At 75.0% G+C, this 20,634-nt stretch carries 19 protein-coding genes; 1 reads left to right on the plus strand and 18 read right to left on the minus strand.

What is annotated here, in order from left to right; all coding sequences use genetic code 11:
- Positions 1–60: 60 nt before the first annotated feature.
- The 7 genes from pyrF to pyrR are packed head-to-tail and all read right to left on the minus strand — an operon-like array spanning position 61 to position 9,039.
- A complete protein-coding gene (gene pyrF, locus E5225_RS08675) occupies positions 61–930 on the minus strand; it encodes an orotidine-5'-phosphate decarboxylase (protein WP_135973712.1) in 870 nt (289 codons plus the stop codon).
- Entirely contained in the window at positions 927–4,265 is a 3,339-nt protein-coding gene (gene carB, locus E5225_RS08680) for a carbamoyl-phosphate synthase large subunit (RefSeq protein ID WP_135973713.1), read from the minus strand. Before carB ends, pyrF begins: the two co-directional genes overlap by 4 nt.
- A complete protein-coding gene (gene carA, locus E5225_RS08685; protein ID WP_135973714.1) occupies positions 4,265–5,476 on the minus strand; it encodes a glutamine-hydrolyzing carbamoyl-phosphate synthase small subunit in 1,212 nt (403 codons plus the stop codon). Before carA ends, carB begins: the two co-directional genes overlap by 1 nt.
- Positions 5,473–6,051, minus strand: coding sequence for a PH-like domain-containing protein (locus tag E5225_RS08690; RefSeq protein ID WP_208012551.1), 579 nt, complete (start codon positions 6,049–6,051; stop codon positions 5,473–5,475). Before E5225_RS08690 ends, carA begins: the two co-directional genes overlap by 4 nt.
- The gene (locus E5225_RS08695; protein ID WP_135973715.1) at positions 6,051–7,361 is read right to left on the minus strand and encodes a dihydroorotase; all 1,311 of its coding nucleotides are present in this window, start codon (positions 7,359–7,361) and stop codon (positions 6,051–6,053) included. Before E5225_RS08695 ends, E5225_RS08690 begins: the two co-directional genes overlap by 1 nt.
- Complete coding sequence (locus tag E5225_RS08700; RefSeq protein WP_135973716.1) at positions 7,358–8,398, minus strand: aspartate carbamoyltransferase catalytic subunit; 1,041 nt, start codon at positions 8,396–8,398, stop codon at positions 7,358–7,360. The genes E5225_RS08695 and E5225_RS08700 overlap by 4 nt, the downstream gene beginning before the upstream one ends.
- Positions 8,395–9,039: a bifunctional pyr operon transcriptional regulator/uracil phosphoribosyltransferase PyrR gene (gene pyrR / locus E5225_RS08705; protein ID WP_135973717.1), complete on the minus strand. Its 645-nt coding sequence runs from the start codon at positions 9,037–9,039 to the stop codon at positions 8,395–8,397. The genes E5225_RS08700 and pyrR overlap by 4 nt, the downstream gene beginning before the upstream one ends.
- 133 nt (positions 9,040–9,172) lie before the next feature.
- On the opposite strand from pyrR, the gene E5225_RS08710 reads away from it, so the two are divergent.
- Positions 9,173–11,500: a putative bifunctional diguanylate cyclase/phosphodiesterase gene (locus E5225_RS08710; protein ID WP_243738251.1), complete on the plus strand. Its 2,328-nt coding sequence runs from the start codon at positions 9,173–9,175 to the stop codon at positions 11,498–11,500.
- An 87-nt stretch (positions 11,501–11,587) separates the two neighbouring features.
- Here the strand turns inward: E5225_RS08710 and nusB are convergent, their stop codons facing one another.
- The 11 genes from nusB to pilM form a co-directional block, all read right to left on the minus strand.
- The gene (gene nusB, locus E5225_RS08715; protein ID WP_135973718.1) at positions 11,588–12,004 is read right to left on the minus strand and encodes a transcription antitermination factor NusB; all 417 of its coding nucleotides are present in this window, start codon (positions 12,002–12,004) and stop codon (positions 11,588–11,590) included.
- Between the two features lies 1 nt (position 12,005).
- Positions 12,006–12,569 carry an elongation factor P gene (gene efp, locus E5225_RS08720; protein ID WP_135973719.1) on the minus strand — a complete coding sequence of 188 codons (564 nt, stop codon included), beginning with the start codon at positions 12,567–12,569 and terminating at the stop codon, positions 12,006–12,008.
- 175 nt (positions 12,570–12,744) lie between these two features.
- Positions 12,745–13,170 (minus strand): hypothetical protein, encoded by a 426-nt coding sequence (locus tag E5225_RS08725; RefSeq protein WP_135973720.1) that lies wholly within the window; start codon positions 13,168–13,170, stop codon positions 12,745–12,747.
- 15 nt (positions 13,171–13,185) lie between these two features.
- A complete protein-coding gene (locus E5225_RS08730) occupies positions 13,186–13,776 on the minus strand; it encodes a hypothetical protein (RefSeq protein ID WP_135973721.1) in 591 nt (196 codons plus the stop codon).
- A 104-nt stretch (positions 13,777–13,880) separates the two neighbouring features.
- The gene (locus E5225_RS08735; protein WP_135973722.1) at positions 13,881–14,792 is read right to left on the minus strand and encodes a DUF559 domain-containing protein; all 912 of its coding nucleotides are present in this window, start codon (positions 14,790–14,792) and stop codon (positions 13,881–13,883) included.
- Between the two features lie 185 nt (positions 14,793–14,977).
- Positions 14,978–16,132 carry a 3-dehydroquinate synthase gene (gene aroB / locus E5225_RS08740; RefSeq protein WP_135973723.1) on the minus strand — a complete coding sequence of 385 codons (1,155 nt, stop codon included), beginning with the start codon at positions 16,130–16,132 and terminating at the stop codon, positions 14,978–14,980.
- The gene (locus tag E5225_RS08745; RefSeq protein ID WP_135973724.1) at positions 16,129–16,698 is read right to left on the minus strand and encodes a shikimate kinase; all 570 of its coding nucleotides are present in this window, start codon (positions 16,696–16,698) and stop codon (positions 16,129–16,131) included. The genes aroB and E5225_RS08745 overlap by 4 nt, the downstream gene beginning before the upstream one ends.
- Positions 16,699–16,767: 69 nt before the next feature.
- The gene (gene aroC / locus E5225_RS08750; protein ID WP_135973725.1) at positions 16,768–17,958 is read right to left on the minus strand and encodes a chorismate synthase; all 1,191 of its coding nucleotides are present in this window, start codon (positions 17,956–17,958) and stop codon (positions 16,768–16,770) included.
- Positions 17,959–18,077: 119 nt separating this feature from the next.
- Complete coding sequence (locus E5225_RS08755; protein ID WP_135973726.1) at positions 18,078–18,854, minus strand: hypothetical protein; 777 nt, start codon at positions 18,852–18,854, stop codon at positions 18,078–18,080.
- Positions 18,854–19,549, minus strand: coding sequence for a fimbrial assembly protein (locus E5225_RS08760; protein WP_135973727.1), 696 nt, complete (start codon positions 19,547–19,549; stop codon positions 18,854–18,856). The genes E5225_RS08755 and E5225_RS08760 overlap by 1 nt, the downstream gene beginning before the upstream one ends.
- Entirely contained in the window at positions 19,546–20,607 is a 1,062-nt protein-coding gene (pilM, locus tag E5225_RS08765) for a type IV pilus assembly protein PilM (RefSeq protein ID WP_135973728.1), read from the minus strand. Before pilM ends, E5225_RS08760 begins: the two co-directional genes overlap by 4 nt.
- Between the last annotated feature and the right edge of the window lie 27 nt (positions 20,608–20,634).

Here is a 20,634-nt window from a genome sequence, read left to right on the forward strand (position 1 = left end):
CGCGGGTCGCGTGTCGCGCCCCGACCTGCGATGACGGCGCGGACGGGCGACCACGGCGCCTCAGCGCAGCGCCGCGGCCGCCTCGTCCGCCGCCCGGCGCGCTGCCGCGCGCAGCCCGGCCACGTCGGGTCCGGCAGCCAGCACGCCGCGCGAGGACGACGCCAGCACCTGCCGCCGGGCGCCGCCGAACACGCGCGCGAGCTCCGCCGCACCGGCACCCTGCGCCCCGACGCCGGGCGCCAGCAGGGGCCCGTTGACGCGCACCAGGTCGACGCCGGCCCGCTCGGCCGCGTCCCCCACGGTGGCGCCTACGACGAGCCCGACCGAGCCGAGGGGACGCTCGCCTGCGTTGAGCGCCGCGGCGTGGGCCGCCATCGTCGCGGCGACCGTGGGACCGTCCTGCGTGCGCGCGTGCTGCACCTCGTGCCCCTCCGTGTTGGAGGTGAGGCACAGGACGAACAGCCCGCGCCCCGTGGCGTGCGCGAGGTCGACCGCGGGGCCGAGCGAGCCGAAGCCGAGGTACGGCGAGACGGTGAGCGCGTCGCCGGCCAGCGGTGAGCCGTCGCGCAGGAACGCGTCGGCGTACGCGCCCATCGTCGACCCGATGTCGCCGCGCTTCGCGTCGACCACGACCAGCGTGCCGGTCTCGCGCCCGGCCGCGACGACCTCCTCCAGCACCGCGAGCCCGGCGGACCCGTGCCGCTCGAAGAACGCCGCCTGCGGCTTGACCGCGGCGACGCGGCCGGCGACCGCGTCGAGCACCGTGCGGGCGAACGTCGCCAGCCCCGCCGCGTCGTCGGTCAGCCCCCAGTCGGCGAGCAGCGTGGCGTGCGGGTCGATGCCCACGCAGAGCGGCCCGTGGTCGTCCATGGCCGCGGCGAGGCGCGCCCCGAAGGGCGCGCCCGCACCGGCGGGGGGTCGTGCCGTCACGCCGCTCCCTGGGTCGCCACGACCAGCGCCTCGCGGCGCGCCCGGGCGGCGGCCGCGTGCTCCTGCAGGCTCGTCACCCGGAACGGGCCGAGGCGGGCCGCGTCGATGGCCTGCACGGCGGCGCCCAGCTGCTGCACCGTCGTGACGATCGCCTTGTCGGCGGCGGTCGTCGCGGCGCGGATCTCGTAGCCGTCGGCGCGCGCGCCCTGGCCCGACGGCGTGTTGACGACCATGTCGACCTCGCCCGCGGTGATGAGGTCGACGATGGTCGGCTCCCCCGCGGGTCCGCGGCCCCCGGAGTGCTTGCGCACCACGCGCGACGCGATGCCGGACCGGCGCAGCACCGCCGCCGTGCCCTCGGTCGCGAGGATCTCGAACCCGAGCTCCACGAGCCGCTTGACCGGGAAGACGATCGAGCGCTTGTCGCGGTCGGCGACCGAGATGAACACCCGGCCGGACTGCGGCAGGCCGCCGAACGACGCCGCCTGCGACTTCGCGAACGCCGTCGGGAAGTCCACGTCGAAGCCCATGACCTCGCCGGTCGAGCGCATCTCCGGGCCGAGGACCGTGTCGACGACCTGGCCGTCGGCGGTGCGGAACCGCTTGAACGGCAGCACGGCCTCCTTCACGGCGATCGGCGCGTCGAGGTCGAGCGTGCCGGCGTCGACGTCCGGCAGGATCCCCTCCGCACGCAGCCGGGCGATGGAGCGGCCCACCATGACCAGCGCCGCCGCCTTGGCCAGCGAGACGCCCGTCGCCTTCGACACGAACGGCGCCGTGCGGGACGCGCGGGGGTTCGCCTCGAGCACGTAGAGCACGTCGGACACGAGCGCGAACTGGATGTTGAGCAGGCCGCGCACGCCGACGCCCCGGGCGATCGCCTCGGTCGAGGTGCGGATGCGCTGCAGCTCCGCCGCCGACAGCGTGATCGGCGGCAGCGCGCACGCCGAGTCGCCGGAGTGGATGCCGGCCTCCTCGATGTGCTCCATGACGCCGCCGAGGTAGAGCTCGGTGCCGTCGTAGATCGCGTCGACGTCGATCTCGATGGCGTCGTCGAGGAAGCGGTCGATGAGCAGCGGCGGCAGCGACGCCCGCGTGCCCTCCGCGTCCGCCAGCGCGCGCTCCACGTACTCGGTGAGCTGCGGCTCGTCGTAGACGATCTCCATGCCGCGGCCGCCCAGCACGTACGACGGGCGCACGAGCACGGGGAAGCCGATGCGGCGCGCGGTCTGGCGCGCGCCCTCGAGCGTCGTCGCGGTGCCGAACGCCGGCGCCGGGAGCCCGGCGGCCGCGAGGACCTTGCCGAACTCCGCGCGGTCCTCGGCGGCGTCGATCGCGTCGGGCGGCGTGCCGAGGATCGGCAGGCCGGCGTCGGCGAGCCGCTGCGCGAGCGACAGCGGCGTCTGGCCGCCCAGCGTCACGATCAACCCTGCGACCGGTCCGGCCCGCAGCTCCGCCTCGTAGACCTCGAGCACGTCCTCGAACGTCAGCGGCTCGAAGTACAGCCGGTCCGACGTGTCGTAGTCCGTCGACACGGTCTCGGGGTTGCAGTTGACCATGACGGTCTCGAACTCGCCCTTGAGCGCCAGCGCGGCGTGCACGCACGAGTAGTCGAACTCGATGCCCTGACCGATGCGGTTGGGGCCCGAGCCGAGGATGAGGACCGCGGGACGCTCGCGCGGCGCGACCTCGGTCTCCTCGTCGTAGGACGAGTAGTGGTACGGCGTGCGCGCGGCGAACTCCGCGGCGCACGTGTCGACCGTCTTGTAGACGGGCCGCACGCCGAGCGCCCAGCGGGTGCGGCGCACCGCGTCCTCGCTCGTCTCCCGCAGGGACGCGACCTGGACGTCGGAGAGGCCGTGCCGCTTCGCGTGCGCGAGCACCTCGCGCGTCAGGACCGGCGCGGCGGCGGTCTCGGCCGCGACCTCGTTGACGAGCTGCACCTGGTCGAGGAACCACGGGTCGATCCCGGTGCGCGCGTAGACCTCGTCGACCGCGACACCCGCCCGCAGCACCTGCTGGACGTCGATGAGCCGGCCCTCGGTGGGGCGCGAGATCGACGCGACGAGACGGTCCAGCTCCGCGCCCTGCGCCGGCTCGCCGTCCCAGTGGAACGTCGAGCCCTTCTTGTCGAGCGAGCGCATCGCCTTGCCGAGCGCCTCGGTGAAGTTCCGCCCGAGGGCCATCGCCTCGCCGACCGACTTCATGGTCGTCGTGAGGGTCGGGTCCGCCGCGGGGAACTTCTCGAACGCGAACCGCGGGACCTTGACGACGACGTAGTCGAGCGTCGGCTCGAACGACGCGGGCGTGGACCCGGTGATGTCGTTGGGGATCTCGTCGAGGGTGTAGCCCACCGCGAGCTTGGCCGCGATCTTCGCGATCGGGAAGCCGGTCGCCTTCGACGCGAGCGCGGAGGACCGCGACACGCGCGGGTTCATCTCGATGACGATGATGCGGCCCGTGTCCGGGTGGACGGCGAACTGGATGTTGCAGCCGCCCGTGTCGACCCCGACCTCGCGGATGACCGCGATGCCGATGTCCCGCAGGCGCTGGTACTCGCGGTCCGTCAGCGTCAGCGCGGGCGCGACCGTCACGGAGTCGCCCGTGTGCACGCCGACCGCGTCGACGTTCTCGATCGAGCAGACGACCACGACGTTGTCGTTCTTGTCGCGCATGAGCTCGAGCTCGTACTCCTTCCAGCCGAGGATCGACTCCTCGAGGAGCACCTCGGTCGTGGGTGAGTAGTGCAGGCCCTGCCCGACGATGCGACGCAGGTCCTGCTCGTCGTAGGCGATGCCCGAGCCCAGGCCGCCCATCGTGAAGGACGGGCGCACGACCATCGGGTAGCCGAGGTCGTCGGCCGCCAGCAGGGCCTCGTCGACCGTGTGCACGATGGCGGACCGCGCGGACTCGCCGCCGGCGATCTCGACGACGTCCTTGAACTGCTGGCGGTCCTCGCCCTTCTGGATCGCCGGGATGTTGGCGCCGATCAGCTCGACGTCGTACTCCTCGAGCACACCCGCCTCGTCGAGCGCGATCGCCGCGTTGAGCGCCGTCTGGCCGCCCAGCGTCGGCAGGATCGCGTCGGGGCGCTCCTTGGCGATGATCGAGGTCAGCACCTCGGTCGTGATCGGCTCGATGTACGTGGCGTCGGCGAACTCGGGGTCCGTCATGATCGTGGCGGGGTTGGAGTTCACGAGGATGACGCGCAGGCCCTCCTCCTTGAGCACCCGGCACGCCTGCGTCCCGGAGTAGTCGAACTCGGCGGCCTGCCCGATCACGATCGGGCCGGAGCCGATGACGAGGACGCTGTGCAGGTCGTCGCGGCGGGGCATCAGGCGGCGCCCTTCTGGTCGTTGCGGTCGCCGGCGGGTGCGCCGTCGGTGCTGGTCATGAGGTCGAGGAAGCGGTCGAACAGGTAGGCCGCGTCGTGCGGGCCGGCCGCTGCCTCCGGGTGGTACTGGACGGAGAAGGCCGGCAGGTCGAGCGCCTCGAGGCCCTCCACGACGTCGTCGTTGAGGTCGACGTGCGAGACCCGGACGCGCCCGTAGCGGCCGCCGTCGAACGGCGCGACCGTCTCCGCGTCCAGCGGGGCGTCGACCGCGAAGCCGTGGTTGTGCGCCGTGATCTCCACCTTGCCGGTCGTGCGGTCCATGACCGGCTGGTTCACGCCGCGGTGCCCGTACTGCAGCTTGTAGGTGCCGAACCCGAGGGCGCGGCCGAAGAGCTGGTTGCCGTAGCAGATGCCGAAGAACGGGATGCGGCGGTCGAGCACGCCACGGAGCAGGTCGATCTCGTGCCGCGCCGCGGACGGGTCGCCGGGGCCGTTCGAGAAGAACACGCCGTCCGGTGCCACCTCGAGGACCTCGGAGATCGACGACGTCGCGGGCAGCACGTGCACCTCGACGCCGCGCTCGGCGAGCCGGCGCGGTGTCATCGACTTGATCCCGAGGTCCACGGCCGCGACGCGCGCGACCGGCTCGTCGAGCAGGGCCCCGTCGGGGCCGAGCGCCGGCACGACGTACGCCGTGTCCACGCTGACCTCGCCCGCGAGGTCGGCACCGGCCATCGCCGGCGCGGTGCGCACCTCGTCCTGCAGCTCGTCCACCGGGCGGCGGTCGCCGTCGGCCCCGAGGAGGGCGTCGCCGGAGAAGACGCCGGCGCGCATGACGCCGCGCTCGCGCAGGTGCCGCGTCAGGGCGCGGGTGTCGATGCCGCTGATCCCGACGACGCCCTGCTCCGTCAGCTCGTCGTCGAGGGTGCGGCGCGAGCGCCAGCTCGACGGGCGGCGCGCGGGGTCGCGGACGACGAAGCCGGCGACCCAGATGCGCCGGGACTCGGGGTCCTCGTCGTTGACGCCCGTGTTGCCGATGTGCGGCGCCGTCATGACGACGATCTGCCGGTGGTACGACGGGTCGGTCAGGGTCTCCTGGTACCCCGTCATGCCGGTGTTGAAGACGATCTCGCCGAGCGTCCGCCCGGTCGCGCCGTACGCGCGTCCGGGGAACGTCCGGCCGTCCTCGAGGACGAGGATCGCGTCGCTCATGCCTGCTCCTCCTGCGGTCGGGGCGCGCTGTCGGGGACGGCGCGGTCGTGGTCGGCGCCGGTCCCGCCGCCACCGGGCCGGACGAGGGCACGCGCGGCGGTCAGCAGCGGGTCCTTGTCGGCCTCGTGGCGCAGGCGCAGCGCGGTGTCGAGAGCGGTGCCCGTGGTCGGGTCGGGCACCCAGGTGAGGACGACGAGCCCGTCGGGGCCGACGAACTTGCCGGCCTGGCCGCGGGTCGTGCCGACGGCCGTGAGCCGGTCGGCGGGCACCCAGACGTCCCGGGCGCCGGTGCGGCGCACGAGCACGCCCGCGTCGTGCACCTGCACCTGTGCGGGGCTGCGGACGCCGAGGTCGTGCGCGACGACGCGGTCGAGCCAGTCGCCGGCGCGCGTGGAGGACACGTAGACCGCCTCGGCCGGCTCGGTGCGGGCGGCGCCGGGGTCGGCGGGGGCCGTGGGCAGCGCCGGCACGAGGAGGGCCGTGCGGCGGGCGCGGTTGCGCCACCCGGCGCGCATCCCCCACAGCGCGAGCACCAGCACGACGAGCAGGAGCGTGACGGAGAGCCAGGCCGGCATCAGGCACGCACCTGCGCGGGGTCCACGAGCACGCCGTCCAGCACCGTGGCCCGCCCCCGCAGGAACGTCGCGACGACCGCGCCGGGCAGCTCCGTGCCCGCGAACGGGGAGTTCACGCTCGCGGTCGCCTGCTGCGCGGGCACGACGGTCCGGCGCGCCGCCGGGTCGACCAGCGTGAGGTTCGCGGGCTCACCGACGGCGATCGGGCGGCCCTGCCCCGCCACGCGGCCGATCGCCGCGGGCGTGGACGACAGGACCCGCGCCACGTCGGCCCAGGTGAGGCGGCCGGCGTCGACCATCGTGGCCTGCACGACCGACAACGCGGTCTCCAGGCCCGTCATGCCGAACGCCGCCGCGGCCCACTCGCAGTCCTTGTCCTCGCGCGTGTGCGGCGCGTGGTCGGTCGCGACGACGTCGATCGTGCCGTCCTCGAGCCCCGCGCGGACCGCCTCGACGTCCTCCGCGGTGCGCAGCGGCGGGTTCACCTTGTAGCGCGGGTCGTAGCCCCGCACCCGCTCGTCCGTGAGGAACAGGTGGTGCGGCGTCACCTCGGCGGTCACCGCGATGCCGCGGCCCTTCGCCCAGCGCACGATCTCCACCGAGCCGGCCGTGGACAGGTGGCACACGTGCAGACGCGAGCCCACGTGCTCGGCGAGGAGGACGTCGCGGGCGATGATCGCCTCCTCCGCCACCGCGGGCCACCCCGTCAGGCCGAGCTCGGCGGAGACGACGCCCTCGTGCATCTGCGCGCCGTCCGTCAGCCGCGGCTCCTGCGCGTGCTGAGCGATGACGCCGTCGAACGCCTTGACGTACTCGAGCGCGCGCCGCATCAGGACCGGGTCGTGCACGCACTTCCCGTCGTCGGAGAACACCCGCACCGCGGCGGCCGAGCGGGCCATCGCCTGCAGCTCCGCGAGGCGCTCCCCCGCCAGCCCCACCGTCACGGCGCCGACCGGGCGCACGTCGGCCCAGCCGGCGTCACGGCCCAGCCGCCACACCTGCTCGACGACGCCCGCGGTGTCCTGCGTCGGCGACGTGTTCGCCATCGCGTGCACGGCGGTGAAGCCGCCCGCGGCCGCGGCGCGCGTGCCCGACGCGACCGTCTCGGCGTCCTCGCGGCCCGGCTCACGCAGGTGCGTGTGCAGGTCGACCAGCCCGGGCAGCAGCACGAGCCCGTCCCCGTCGACGACCGTCGCGCCGTCGGAGGACGCGTCGGCACCCAGCGCCGCCACGACCCCGTCCTCGACCCGCACGTCCGTGCGGTCGCCGCCCAGGGGCGCGACGCCCCGCAGCAGGTACGTCGTGCTCACGCGTGCATCCTCGTCTCGTCCGTGCGCATACCCGTGCGCGTCTCCCCGTCCCGGCCCGGCGCCGGTGCCGTGCGCCCCTCGCCGCCCGCGAGCAGCAGGTACAGCACCGCCATCCGGACCGCGACCCCGTTCGCGACCTGCTCCACGATCACGGCACGCGGCGAGTCCGCCGCGTCGGCCGAGATCTCCAGGCCGCGGTTCATCGGACCCGGGTGCATGACCACGGCGTGGTCGGGCAGCACCGCGAGCCGGCGCCCGTCGAGCCCGTACGCGCGGGTGTACTCGAGCGGGCTCGGGAAGAACCCGCCGCCCGCGCTCGACATCCGCTCGCGCTGGACCCGGAGCATCATGACCGCGTCGGGGCCGGTCGCGAGCGTCTCGTCCAGGTCGTAGGACACGTCCGCCGTCCACGCGTGCACGCCGACCGGCACGAGCGTCGGTGGCGCGACCAACGTCACGCGCGCTCCCAGCGTGTGCAGCAGCTGGACGTTCGAGCGCGCGACGCGGCTGTGCAGGACGTCCCCGACGATGGCGACGTGCACCCCGGCCAGGTCCCGGCCCGTCACGTCCGCGCGCCCGCCGTCGCCCACCAGGTGGCGGCGCAGCGTGAACGCGTCGAGCAGCGCCTGCGTGGGGTGCTGGTGCGTGCCGTCGCCCGCGTTGACCACCGCCCCGTGCGTCCAGCCGGCGTGCGCGAGCGTGTGCGGCGCGCCCGACGCCTGGTGCCGGACGACGACCGCGTCCGCACCCATCGCCTGCAGGGTCAGGGCCGTGTCCTTCAGGGACTCGCCCTTGGAGACGCTCGACCCCTTCGCGGAGAAGTTGATGACGTCCGCGGACAGCCGCTTGGCGGCGGTCTCGAACGAGATACGCGTGCGCGTGGAGTCCTCGAAGAAGAGGTTCACGACCGTGCGACCGCGCAGCGTGGGCAGCTTCTTGATCTCGCGGGCCTGCGTGGCCGCCATCTGCGCCGCGGTGTCGAGCACGAGGACGGCCTCGTCGCGGGTCAGGTCGCCCGCCGACAGCAGGTGCCTCATCGCGTGCCCCGCCCCGTGCCCTCGATGACCACGGCGTCCCGGCCGTCGGTCTCCGCTAGCAGCACCCGGACCCGCTCCGACGCCGCCGTGGGCAGGTTCTTGCCGACGTAGTCGGCCCGGATCGGCAGCTCGCGGTGGCCGCGGTCGACGAGGACGGCGAGCTGGACCGCGCGGGGCCGGCCGAGGTCGCTGATCGCGTCCAGTGCGGCGCGGATCGTGCGGCCGGAGTACAGGACGTCGTCGACGAGGACGACCACCTTGCCGTCCACGCCGTCGCGAGGCACCTGCGTCGTGCCGATCGCACGGATCGGCTGCCGCGCCAGGTCGTCGCGGTGCATCGTCACGTCGAGGCTGCCCACGAGACCGGCGGCGTCGACACCCTCGGCCTGGGCGAGCCGCGCGGCGAGGCGCTCGGCCAGCGGCAGGCCACGCGTCGGGATGCCCAGCAGGACGACGTCGTCGACGCCCTTGTTGCGCTCGACGACCTCGTGCGCGATGCGGGTCAGTGCGCGGCCGATGTCCGCGGCCCCGAGGACCTCGGTCGCGGCGCCGTCTGCTGGTGCGCCCTCTGCTGGTGCGCGCTGTGCTGCGGCGCCGCGGGGCGCGCCCGGGTCGGTGGGCGCAGGTGTGCCAGTGCTCATGCGTGTGCGCTCCTTCCCCGCCTCACGGGACGGGCTTAAAGGGGGTGGCGGTCACACCTTACCGGGCGCGCGCGGCACCCGACGTCACCCGGATGCCGTTCAACAGGGTGCGGCGGACGACCGATGCATCCGTGTGCTCGCCGACGTCCCGCTGTGGACCACCGTCCTGCAGCTCCTCGCTGCCGGCCTGGTGGGCGGCTTCTGCGTGCTCCAGTGGGTCTGGTGGCGGGGCTCGCTGCGCTCCGACGGGCCCGCGTGGGCGGTGTGGCTCTCGGCGGCCATGGCGCTCATGCTCCTCACGGCCGGCCTCCACGGCGTCACGCCGAGCCCGCTGGGCCGCGGCGTGCTCGGCTTCGTGCACGCCCAGCTCGTCGCCGCGGTGGTGCTGCTCTGCCTGCCCGCCACGCGGGCGTTCGGCGGGTCGCGCCTGCGCCTGGCGCCGTGGGTCGCCGTCACCGCCACGCTCCTCGCGGTGCGTGCGCTGCTGTGGGTCCTCGCGCCCCCCGGCACGGGGGCGGCCGGCGGGCCCACCGGCCGCGCGCTCGCCGTCGCCCTGCTCTTCGTGGCGCTCGGCGTCACCGTCGGGTACGTCGTCGCGTCGCTCGGCGCCGTGCGCATCACCCGGCTCGGCTGGCTCCTGGTCGCTGCCGGCTCGATGTCGCTCGTCCTCCTGGCGAGCGGCGTCCTGCTCGACGAGCGGCACGCGGGCGCGGCGCTCGCCGGCCTCTGGCCCATCCCGCTGGCCTTCGGGCTGGAGTCGCTCGCGCTCGTCCGCCTGCGCCGCGCGCAACTGACGGCGCAGCGGCGCGAGCTCATGCGCGACGCGCTCGCGGACCTCACCAACGCCGCGTGGTTCAGCCGCGACCCCGACACGCTGCTGGAGCACGCGCGGGACGTGGCGCGCACCGTCCTGGACGACCCGAGCGTCGAGGGCTCGCTGCGGCCGCTGCACCGCGAGCGGTTCGTGGCGGAGCTGTTCCCCGCCGCGCCGGAGCTCCTCGCCCAGCACGAGCGCACGTTCCTCGTCGACCTCGCCCTCGTCGTCGCCAGCGCCGCCGAGCGGTACGCGCTGACCGACCGGCTGTCCCGCGCCGCCGAGACCGACGCGCTCACCGGGCTGCCGAACCGGCGCGCGGCGGACCGCTACCTCGTCGACACCCTCGAGCGGGCCGCCGTCGAGCGGACCCGCGTGTCCGTCCTCTACTGCGACATCGACGGGTTCAAGGACGTCAACGACCGCGAGGGCCACGCGGCGGGCGACGACCTGCTGCGGCGCACCGCCGACTTCCTGCGCACGTACACCGACGCCGAGACGTACGTCGCGCGCCTCGCCGGCGACGAGTTCGCGGTCGTCGTCTCGCGCGCCCCGGCGGACGCCGAGCTCGCCGACCTCGCGCGCCGCCTGCGCTCGGGCTTCGACGCGCGCGTCGGCAACCCCGCCGGTCCGCGCCTGACGTGCGGCGTCGCGACGTGGAACCCCGAGGAGGTCGTCGACGCCGACGCGCTCCTGCGCCACGCCGACGACGCGATGCTCGACGCGAAGCGCTCCCGCAGCGGGCACCGCGTCTTCGACGCGACGCTGCGTGCGCGTGCCGAGGACTCGCGGCGGCTGCGCGCCGCCCTGGAGCGCGCGGTGGAGCAGGACCGCATCACCGCGTGGTTCCAGCCGATCGTCGACACGGGAACCCTCGAGGTGGTCGGCCTCGAGGCGCTCGCACGGTGGCAGGAGGGCGACAAGGTGATCCTGCCGGAGCACTGGCTGGCGCTCGCCGAGCAGACCGGCCTGATCGTGCCGATCGGGCACGCGATGTTCCGTCAGGCCCGGCGCGCGCTCGACCGCCACCAGATGCCCGTGGCCGTGAACCTGTCGGCGCGCGAGCTGCACGAGGCCGACGTGCTCGAGCGCATCGAGGAGGCGTGGGGCGGTGGCCCGTGGGAGCACCTCACCGTCGAGATCACCGAGAGCACGATGTTGCGCACGACGACGGCCGTGCCCGTGCTCTCCGAGCTGCGGGCCCGCGGTGCGCGCATCGCGCTCGACGACTTCGGCACGGGGTTCAGCTCCCTGGCCCGCCTCGCGCGGCTGCCCGTCGACGTGCTGAAGATCGACCGGTCGTTCGTGCGGGAGGTGCGCACGCCCCGGGGCGCGGGGCCGGTGCGCGCCATCGTCGCCCTCGCGGAGCACCACGGGCTCGACGTCGTCGCCGAGGGCGTGGAGTCCGCGGGCGACCTGCAGGTGCTCGTCGACCTGGGTGTGCGGCAGGCGCAGGGCATGTTCATCGGGCGGCCCGCACCGGGGCTGCCCGTGCGGGGCGCGCGTCCGGGGCCGCGCACCGACCTCCCCCGACGGGCCCGCGCCCGGATCGTGCCGCGGCCGCTGCGCGTCGTCACCGGCGGCGCCGACGCAGGCGACCTGTCTGCCGCCGAGGAGGCCAACCTCGGCACGTCGGAGATGCTCTGACGCCGTCGCGACGTCGTCCTGCCCTGACGACGACGCGGGCGGTGCGGCCCCGAGGGGTCGCACCGCCCGCGGTGGGTCGGCGGCGGCTCAGGCGAGCAGCGTCGGCTTCAGCTCGACGACGCGACCCAGCAGGCCGTTGACGAACGACGGCGACTCGTCGGTCGACAGCTCGCGCGCCAGGTTGACGGCCTCGTCGACCGCGACCGCGTCGGGCACGTCGTCGTTCCAGAGGATCTCCCACGTGCCGATGCGGAGCAGCGCGCGGTCGACCGCCGGCATGCGCGCGATGGTCCAGCCGTGGGAGTGCGTCGCGAGCACCTCGTCGATGCGCTCCGCGTGCGCCAGGACGCCCTCGACGATGTCGACGCTGTACTGCGGCAGCGCCGTCTCCGCGCCCGGCTCGACGACGCGCCGCGCGAGGAGCTCGCCGACCGCGACGCCGCGCTGGTCGGCCTCGAACAGCACGTCGAGCGCGCGCTTGCGCGCCTTGGTCCGGGCGCCCACGTCAGTCGTTCACGCGGCCGAGGTACGACCCGTCACGCGTGTCGACCTTGACCTTGGTGTTCGCCTCGAGGAACAGCGGCACCTGGATCTCGTAGCCCGTCTCGAGCGTGGCGGGCTTCGTGCCCGCGGACGAGCGGTCGCCCTGCAGGCCCGGCTCCGTGTACGTCACCTCGAGCACGACCGACGGGGGCAGCTCGACGTAGAGCGGCACGCCCTCGTTCGTGGCGACCATCGCCGTCTGCGACTCGAGCATGAAGTTCGCGGCGTCGCCCACGGTCGCGGCCGGCACGTTGATCTGGTCGTACGTGTCCGTGTCCATGAACACGAAGTCGTCGCCGTCCTTGTACAGGTACTGCATGTCGCGCTTGTCGACGTTCGCCGTCTCGACCTTGATGCCCGCGTTGAACGTGCGGTCGACGACCTTGCCGGACAGCACGTTCTTCAGCTTGGTGCGCACGAAGGCGCCGCCCTTGCCGGGCTTGACGTGCTGGAACTCGATGACGGTCCACAGCTGGCCGTCGATCTTCAGCACGGTGCCGTTCTTCAGGTCGTTGGTCGTCGCCACGAGCGTCGTTCTCCCAGTCGGTGGTCGAGGTGCGCCCGTTGCGGCGCGAGCGGCGCAGGGGCGCCGGCCGCCCGCGGCGGTCGCCATGACGGCCACCCGGCCGCGGGCCGTCGTCCATCGTACCGGGTCGACGGCGGTCGGTCCGGGTCCGTGCTCGTCCCCGTGCCTGGCGGCGTCAGGCGAGCAGCATCCGTCCGGTGAAGCCGACGAGCGACGCCCAGACGAGCGACGCGAGCGTCCCGATGACGAACCGCTCGGACGCGCCGGGGTTGTCCCGCAGCTCCGCGTACCGTCCGAGGCCCTTGACCGCCACGACGATGGCGGCGCCCTCGGGCATGCCCGCGAGGATGGCGGCCGTCACGCCGAGGCGCTCGAGCAGGCCGATCCACGTGCCGCCGCGCAGAACGCGCCGGGCGCCCGGGCCCTCGGGTCCGTCGCTCAGCGTGAGCGGACCGGCTGTCGCCTGCGCGGCCGGGGCGTCGCGCCCGGCGTCGGCGGAGCGGGACGCGAGGTCGAGGACGAGGCGGGTGGCGTACCAGCCGCCGCCGGCGGACACGGCGAGGGCGGCGACCCAGACGAGGGCCTGCAGGGCGGGATGCACGCGACGACCCTTGCGTCAGGCCTGGGCAGCCGTCAACAGGCGCGCCGCCACGGGTCGCACCGCCTGCTCCTCGGCCCACAGCGCGGCCCGCAGGCGCTGGCTGACGGCCTGCTGCGTCACGCCGAGCCCGTGGGCGACGACGTCCTGCCCCGCGCCCGCGCGCACGGCGTCGACGGCGTCCCAGCCGGCGGGCGTGCGGCGCACGAGCACGGCGGCGAGCAGGGTGAGCACCGCCTCGGCGTCACCGGCGGCCACGGTGCCGGCCCCGCGCACGGCCAGCGGCACAGGTCGCTGGCGGCTCTTGGCGGCGTCGACCGCGGCGCGCGCCAGGACGAACGCCTCCCCCGCGCCGGCGCGCGGGGACGCCGGCAGCGGCTCGACCACGGGTCCGGCGCCCACCCCGACGCTCCACCCGCCCAGCCGCACCAGGTCGAGCACCAGGTCGACGACCGCGTCGGCGTCGGCGAGCACACCCTGGACCTCGTCCCCCACCGTGCGCTCGAAGCCCCGGACCAGGTGCGGGGCGTCGGCGAGGTGGGCCAGGAGCTCCGGGACGAGGTCCGTCCCGCGGCGGCTGCCCCGCTGGTCCACCGTGAGCACGAACACAAGACAATGCTGCACCCTTGTTCAGCTGATAACAAGTCCGCAGCCTTGACCACCCGTCCGTCAGACCGTCATGTCGGGGGTCACCGTGCCCCGAGACGACGGTCTCACCGCCCGGCGGGCAGGAGCCGGGCGAGGGTGCGGCGGATCTCCCCGACCACGGCCGCGCCGCGGAGCGTCAGGTCCTGCCAGGTGTACCGGAGGACGGTGCAGCCCGCGCCGACCAGGCCGTTCTGCCGCGTGCGGTCCTGCTGGAAGCGGTCGGGCCCGTGCGCCGCACGGCCGTCGACCTCGACGACGAGCCGCGCCGCGGCGAACCACACGTCCGCGACCGCCGCGACGCCGGTCAGCGGACGCAGGTCCGCGTCCGCGACCCACCCCGTGATGCCGGCGCCGCGCAGGAGGTCGTGGAGCAGGTCCTCCGCCGGGCTGTACGCCCCGCGCCGCAGCCGGTCGGCCGCCCGCGCGAGCCGCACGTTCCCCCGATGGCCCGGGTGGCCCGCCCGCCACGCGTCGAGCACGTCGGCCGTGACGAGCCGCCGCGGTCCCGCCCACGCGAGCAGCCGGTCGCCGTCGCGCGGGGGGAGCTGCGCGAGGCAGTCGAGGAGCGTCCGGTCCGGGCGCGTGACCTGCACGTCCGCGAACGAGGTCACCTCCGACGGGTGCCACCGGTGCTCGTGGCTGCGCAGCCGGCCACGGGCGCGGCGGGGTGCGGGTACCAGGACGTGGACGGCGCCGTCGTCCGGGACGGGCATGCCGTGCAGCCGCGCGGCGGTCGTCAGGGTTACCACGGCGTCCGGCCACGTCAGCCAGGCGGCGTACGCGTCCGCCGCGACGGACCGCGGCGTGGCCGAGGCCGCCAGACCGGCACCCGCGACGGGCACCCACACACCGCGCTCGACCCGGTGGCGGACCTGATCCACGATGAGCCCTGCCGTGCGGGCCTGCCGCCGCGTGAAGACGCCGCACTGGTGCCGGGCGACCGGTGGCACCCAGTCGCGGTCGATGAGACGTGGCATGCCGGAACCGTGCCCACCCAGCCCCCGCCCGCCCCTCCGCTGCCCCCACACCGGGAGCCGCGGCATCGGTACGCCGGGCCGGGGACGGCTCACCCCGGCCGCGAGACCGTCGTGGTGGGGACCTCATGTCCCCGGTACGACGGTCTCGCGGCCGGGGTGAGGGTGAGCGGGCGGAGGGTGAGGGGTCAGAGGTCGATGGTGGCGGTGGGGGCGCGGTCGACCGAGATCTCCGCGTACGCGGCCGCCAGCAGCGCCGGGTCCGGGCCCTCCAGCCGGACGGGACGGCCGACGTCCTCCAGCACCACGAAGCGCAGCAGGTCCCCGCGCGTCTTCTTGTCGCGCCGCATCGCCGCCATCAGCTGCTCCCAGCGGTCGCCGCGGTACGTCACGGGCAGCCCGAGGGCCGTCAGCACCGACCGGTGGCGCGTGACGACCTCGTCGTCGAGCCGCCCGGCGAGCCGGGCGAGCTCCGCCGCGAACACCATCCCCACGGAGACGGCGGCACCGTGGCGCCACCGGTAGCGCTCGACGTGCTCCACCGCGTGGCCGAGCGTGTGCCCGTAGTTGAGGATCTCCCGCAGCCCGGCCTCGCGCAGGTCCTCCCCCACGACACGAGCCTTGACCGCCACCGCGCGCTCGACGAGCTCGAGCAGCACCGGCGACGCCGCCGCGGCCGCCGGGTCGGTGAGCAGCGCCGTGTTCTCCTCGACGAGCTCGAGGATCCGCGGGTCCGCGATGAACCCGGCCTTGACGACCTCGGCGAGACCGGCCACGAAGTCGTGCCGGTTCATCGACGCGAGCGCCGCGAGGTCGCACAGCACGCCCGCGGGCGGGTGGAACGCCCCGACGAGGTTCTTGCCCTCGGCGGTGTTGATGCCGGTCTTCCCGCCGACCGCCGCGTCGACCATCGCCAGCACGGTCGTCGGCACGTGCACCACCCGCACGCCGCGCAGCCAGGTCGCCGCGACGAACCCCGCGAGGTCCGTGGTCGCACCGCCGCCCAGGCCCACCACCGCGTCGCTGCGCGTGAAGTCGGCCTGGCCGAGCACCTGCCACAGGAACGCGGCGACCTGCGCCGTCTTCGCCTCCTCGGCGTCGGGGACCTCGGCGAGATACACCTCGTACCCCTGCGCGCGCAGGTCGTCGCGGACCGCGTCGGCCGAGGTCGCGAGCGTCGGCGGGTGCACCACGAGCACGCGGCGCACGGCGTCGCCCAGCAGCACGGGCAGGTGCCCGAGCAGGTGGTGCCCGATGACGACGTCGTACGGCTGCTCCCCCGCGACCCGGACGGTCCGCGCCCCGGGCGTGCCGGCGTCCGCGGCGGTCGTGCTGGTGCTCATCCCTGCTCCTCCTCCGTCGCACCGGCGACCCGCGGGCCGGCCAGCGCGGACTCGATCGCCTCGGCCACGTCCGCCGGACGCAGGCCGTCGGTCGGCACACGCACCGTGGCGACCTCCTCGTACACCGGCCGCCGGGCCTCCATGAGCGCCTGCCACCGCGCGCGCGGGTTGCCGAGCAGCAGGGGCCGCGACCGGTTCAGCCCGACGCGGGGCGCCGCGTGCGCGAGCGACACGTCGAGGAACACCACGACGCCGCCGCCGGCGCGGTACGCCGCCAGGGCGGCACGCGTCCCCGGGTCGAGCACCGCGCCGCCGCCCAGGGCCAGGACGCCGTCGTGCTCGGCGAGCGCCGCCTGAACCGCGTCGCGCTCGAGGGCCCGGAAGCGTGGTTCGCCGTCGTCGACGAAGATCTCGCCGATCGGCTTGCCGGCGGTCCGCTCGACGTCGGCGTCGGTGTCCCGGACGGTCAGCCGCCAGCGCTGGGCGAGGGCGGCACCGACCGTCGACTTGCCGGCCCCGGGGGGGCCGACGAGGACGACACGAGGACCGGGGGCGTCAGCGGGCACGGTCCGCAGGGTAGCCCGCGGCGCGCCGGCCGGCGGCGGGGGTCCGGCACCCCGCGGGGGCCGCGGGCGTCAGCGCAGCAGCTCGGGGACCGCGGCGAGGTAGGCGTCGAGGTTGCGCCGGACCTCCGCGACCGAGTCGCCGCCGGACTTCTCCAGCAGCGTCTGGGCCACGACCAGCGCGACCATCGCCTCGGCGACGACCGCCGCCGGCGGCACCGCGCACACGTCGGACCGCTGGTGCTGCGCCTTGGCGGCCTCGCCCGTCGCGGTGTCGACCGTGTCGAGCGCGCGCGGCACGGTCGAGATCGGCTTCATGGCCGCGCGCACGCGCACGACCTCACCGTTCGACATGCCGCCCTCGATGCCGCCCGCGCGGTTGGTGCGCCGCACGATCCGGCCCGAGGCGTCGCGCTCGATCTCGTCGTGCGCCTGCGACCCGCGCCGCGCCGCCGTGCGGAAGCCGTCCCCGACCTCCACGCCCTTGATCGCCTGGATGCCCATGAGCGCCGCCGCGAGCCGGGCGTCCAGCCGACGGTCGCCGTGCACGTACGTGCCGATGCCGGACGGCAGGCCGTGCACCAGCACCTCCACGACGCCGCCGAGCGTGTCGCCGTCCTTGTGGCACTCGTCGATCTCGGCGACCATCGCGGCCGACGTCCCCGGGTGGAAGCAGCGCACCGGGTCGGCGTCGAGCGCGGCGACGTCGTCCGGGGTGGGCGCCGGGGCGTCGTCCGGCACGGACACCGGGCCGATGCCGACGACGTGCGAGACGAGCCGCACGCCCGCGGCCTGCTCGAGGAACTGCGCGGCGACCGTGCCGAGGGCCACGCGCGTGGCCGTCTCGCGGGCGCTCGCGCGCTCGAGCACGGGACGCGCGTCGTCGAACGCGTACTTGCGCATGCCGACGAGGTCCGCGTGACCCGGGCGCGGCCGCGTCAGCGGCGCGTTGCGCGCCCGGCTGAGCAGCGCGGGGTCCTCCACCGGGTCGGCCGACATCACGTCGACCCACTTGGGCCACTCGGTGTTGCCGATCTCGATCGCGACGGGCCCGCCCTGCGTCAGGCCGTGGCGCACCCCGCCGAGCAGGCGCACCTCGTCCTGCTCGAACTTCATGCGGGCGCCGCGCCCGTAGCCGAGCCGGCGGCGGGCGAGGGCGGCCTGGATGTCAGAGGTCTGCACCTGCACACCGGCGGGCAGACCGTCGAGGATGCCGACGAGCGCGGGACCGTGCGACTCGCCGGACGTCAACCAACGGAGCATGAGGGGGATCCTCCCACGTGGGCGCGGAGGGTCGGCGCGGCGTCCCAGCGCTCACCCGGCGACAGCACGGCGGCCCGCACGGTCGGTACCGCGCGGGCCGCTTGTCGGACGGGTCCGGGTCAGCTGTCGACCGCGCCGGGTTCCCCCGCAGCCCCGGCCGGGTCAGCACCCCCAGCCGGTGCGGCGCCGGCGGGATCGTCGGCGGGCAGGACGTACGCAGTCGCGCTGAGCTGCACCTGGTAGTCCCCGAGGGCGGTCGCCGGCCGACCGCCGGACGCGCCCTCCTCCTGCGTCGTGACCAGGTTGACGCCGGTGACGAGCAGGAGCCGCTGCACGCCCTGCTGGGCCCCGTCGATGAACGCGTTCACGGCGTCGGGCGTGCCGACCACCGTGAGGGTGAGGTCCATCCCCACCATCCCCGCGGGAGCGCTCGGTCCGCTCGGTGCGGCCGCCCCGCCCTCCGCGGGTGCAGGGCCCTCCCCGCCCGCGGCCGCGGGGTCCGTCGGCACGGCCGCCGGGACCGCCTCGGGAACAGGCGGCACCGGCACCAGCTCGGTAGGAGTGAGGAACGTCAGGTCGAGCACGGTCACACCGTGCGTGGACGCGAGCGTGTCGAGCTCGCGCATCAAGGCGGACAGCCGGATGTCGGTCGGGAGCTGCTCCTGCAGCGCGGCCAGCTCGGTCTTGTACTGGTCGAGGTTCGCCGACGCCGCCTCGAGCGAGGCGATCTGCAGGGTCAGCAGGTCGTTCTGCTCGCGGGTAGAGGTGACCTGCTGCTCGGTGGAGGCCGTGTCGTCACGGGCGGGGCCGACGACGAGGAACCAGCCGCCCGCGCCGAGCGCCAGGGCAGCGGCTGCCGTGCCGCCGATCCAGGGGGCGGAACGTCGCCGGTCCATCAGTCCTCCTCCGCGGTGGGCGCGTACCGGCCCGCCAGCGCGGACTCGCCGTACTGCACCGTCCCGGTCAGCAGGTAGCCGGGGTTGTCCTCGTCGCTCTGCAGGACCATCGACTGGATCCGCGGGTCGGTGAGCCCGGGGATGGCGGCGAGCGCGTCGGCCAGAGCGGCGGCGTCCGGCACCGTCACCGTGGTCGCGGTGAAGCTGATCTGGCCCAGGCTCTGCGTCTGCAGCGGGTCACCCGGGGGTACCGCACTCACCACGGGCGTCGCACCCTGCGTCTGCAGCGTCTGGATCGCGGCGTCGGCCGGCAGCGCGGCGCGTACCTGGTCCAGGTACGGCTTCCACAGCACCTCGGTGGACGTGACGAGCTCCCGTGCCGAGCGCGCCGTGTCCAGCGCACCCATGACGCGCGGCACCTCCGCCAGCTCGTGCAGACGCCCCTGGAGGCGGACGGTGTCGGCCTGGGCCACCGTCAGGTCGTTGCGGGCGGCGGCCAGCTGGAACGCGCTCATCACGTAGGCGAGCCCCACGACGAGGACCACCAGGAGCAGGGAGAGCAGTGCCCATCGCTTGACCTTGCGCAGGCCGCGCTCGGCGCTGACCTCGGGCGGGAGGAGGTTGACCTGCGGGAGGCGGAGGGTCGTGGCCGGTGCACCGGTGTCCCTGCCTGTCGTTGCTGTCCCGGCGCTCATGCTGCAGCTCCGAAGGCGAGACCGATCGGGAGGGCCGCGACGGCCTGCTCCCCGTGGGGCGTGGCGCGCCGGCTGCCCTTGCGCACACGAACTCCGGCGAGCGGGTCCGCGAGGATGACGGGGAGCCGGGTGAGCGTCGCGAGGTACTGGCCGAACCCCGGCAGCGCCGCGCCGCCTCCTGTGACGAGGACCGCCTCGATCGGCGCCTCGCGGTGGTTGCCCGAATAGAACGCGATCGTTCCGCGCACGGCCTCGAGCAGCTTCTGTGCAGCCTCGTTGAGCGCGTCCGCCGCAGCGGCGTGCTCCGCCGGCGCCGCGTAGCCCAGTCCCAGGGCGCGCTTCGCCTCCTCGGCCTCCGGCCGGCCGATCCCCGCGGCGGCCGCCACGGCATCCGTGACCTGCTGGCCGCCCGACGGCAGCGTCCGAACCAGCCGGGGGACGCCGTGAGCCGACACCACGACGTGGGTCAGGTGCGCGCCCACGTCGACGACGGCGACGGTCTGTGAGGCCAGCTCGCCACGGCAGACGGACCGCAGCAGAGCAAAGGCGTTCAGGTCGACCTGCGTCGGCCGCAGCCCGGCGCCGACCACCGCCAGGACGTTCGCGTTGACGGTGTCACGCTGGGCGGCGACGAGCATGCCCTTGAGCGTCCGGCCGGAGCGGCCTTCGAACTCGGAGACGGGGAAGAAGTCGAGCAGCGCGTCGTCCGTCGACATGGGCAGCACGCCCTGGACGTGGAACGGCAGCGACTGCTTGATCTGGTTGTCGGGCAGCCACGGCAGGTCGAACTCGCGCACGAGCACGCGCTGGTTGCCGACGCCGATGACCACGTCCTTCGTGCCGAACTTCGCCTGGGCCCACAGCCGGCGCAGCGACGTCGAGACGACCTCCGCCTCTGTGACCTCGCCGTCGCGGACGGCGCCCGCCGGCAGCGGCGCCTCCCCGTAGCGGACGAGCGTCGCCGTTCCGCTCGCCGGGCCGCCCTTGCCGAACTCGACCTCCGCGGCACGCACCGTCGTGGTCCCGATGTCCAGCCCGATCACACGCGAGCTCGCCACGTCCTCGTCCCTCCGTCGCCGATCTGC

Origin of the sequence: Cellulomonas shaoxiangyii, assembly GCF_004798685.1 — a bacterium.
Classification (GTDB): domain Bacteria; phylum Actinomycetota; class Actinomycetes; order Actinomycetales; family Cellulomonadaceae; genus Cellulomonas; species Cellulomonas shaoxiangyii.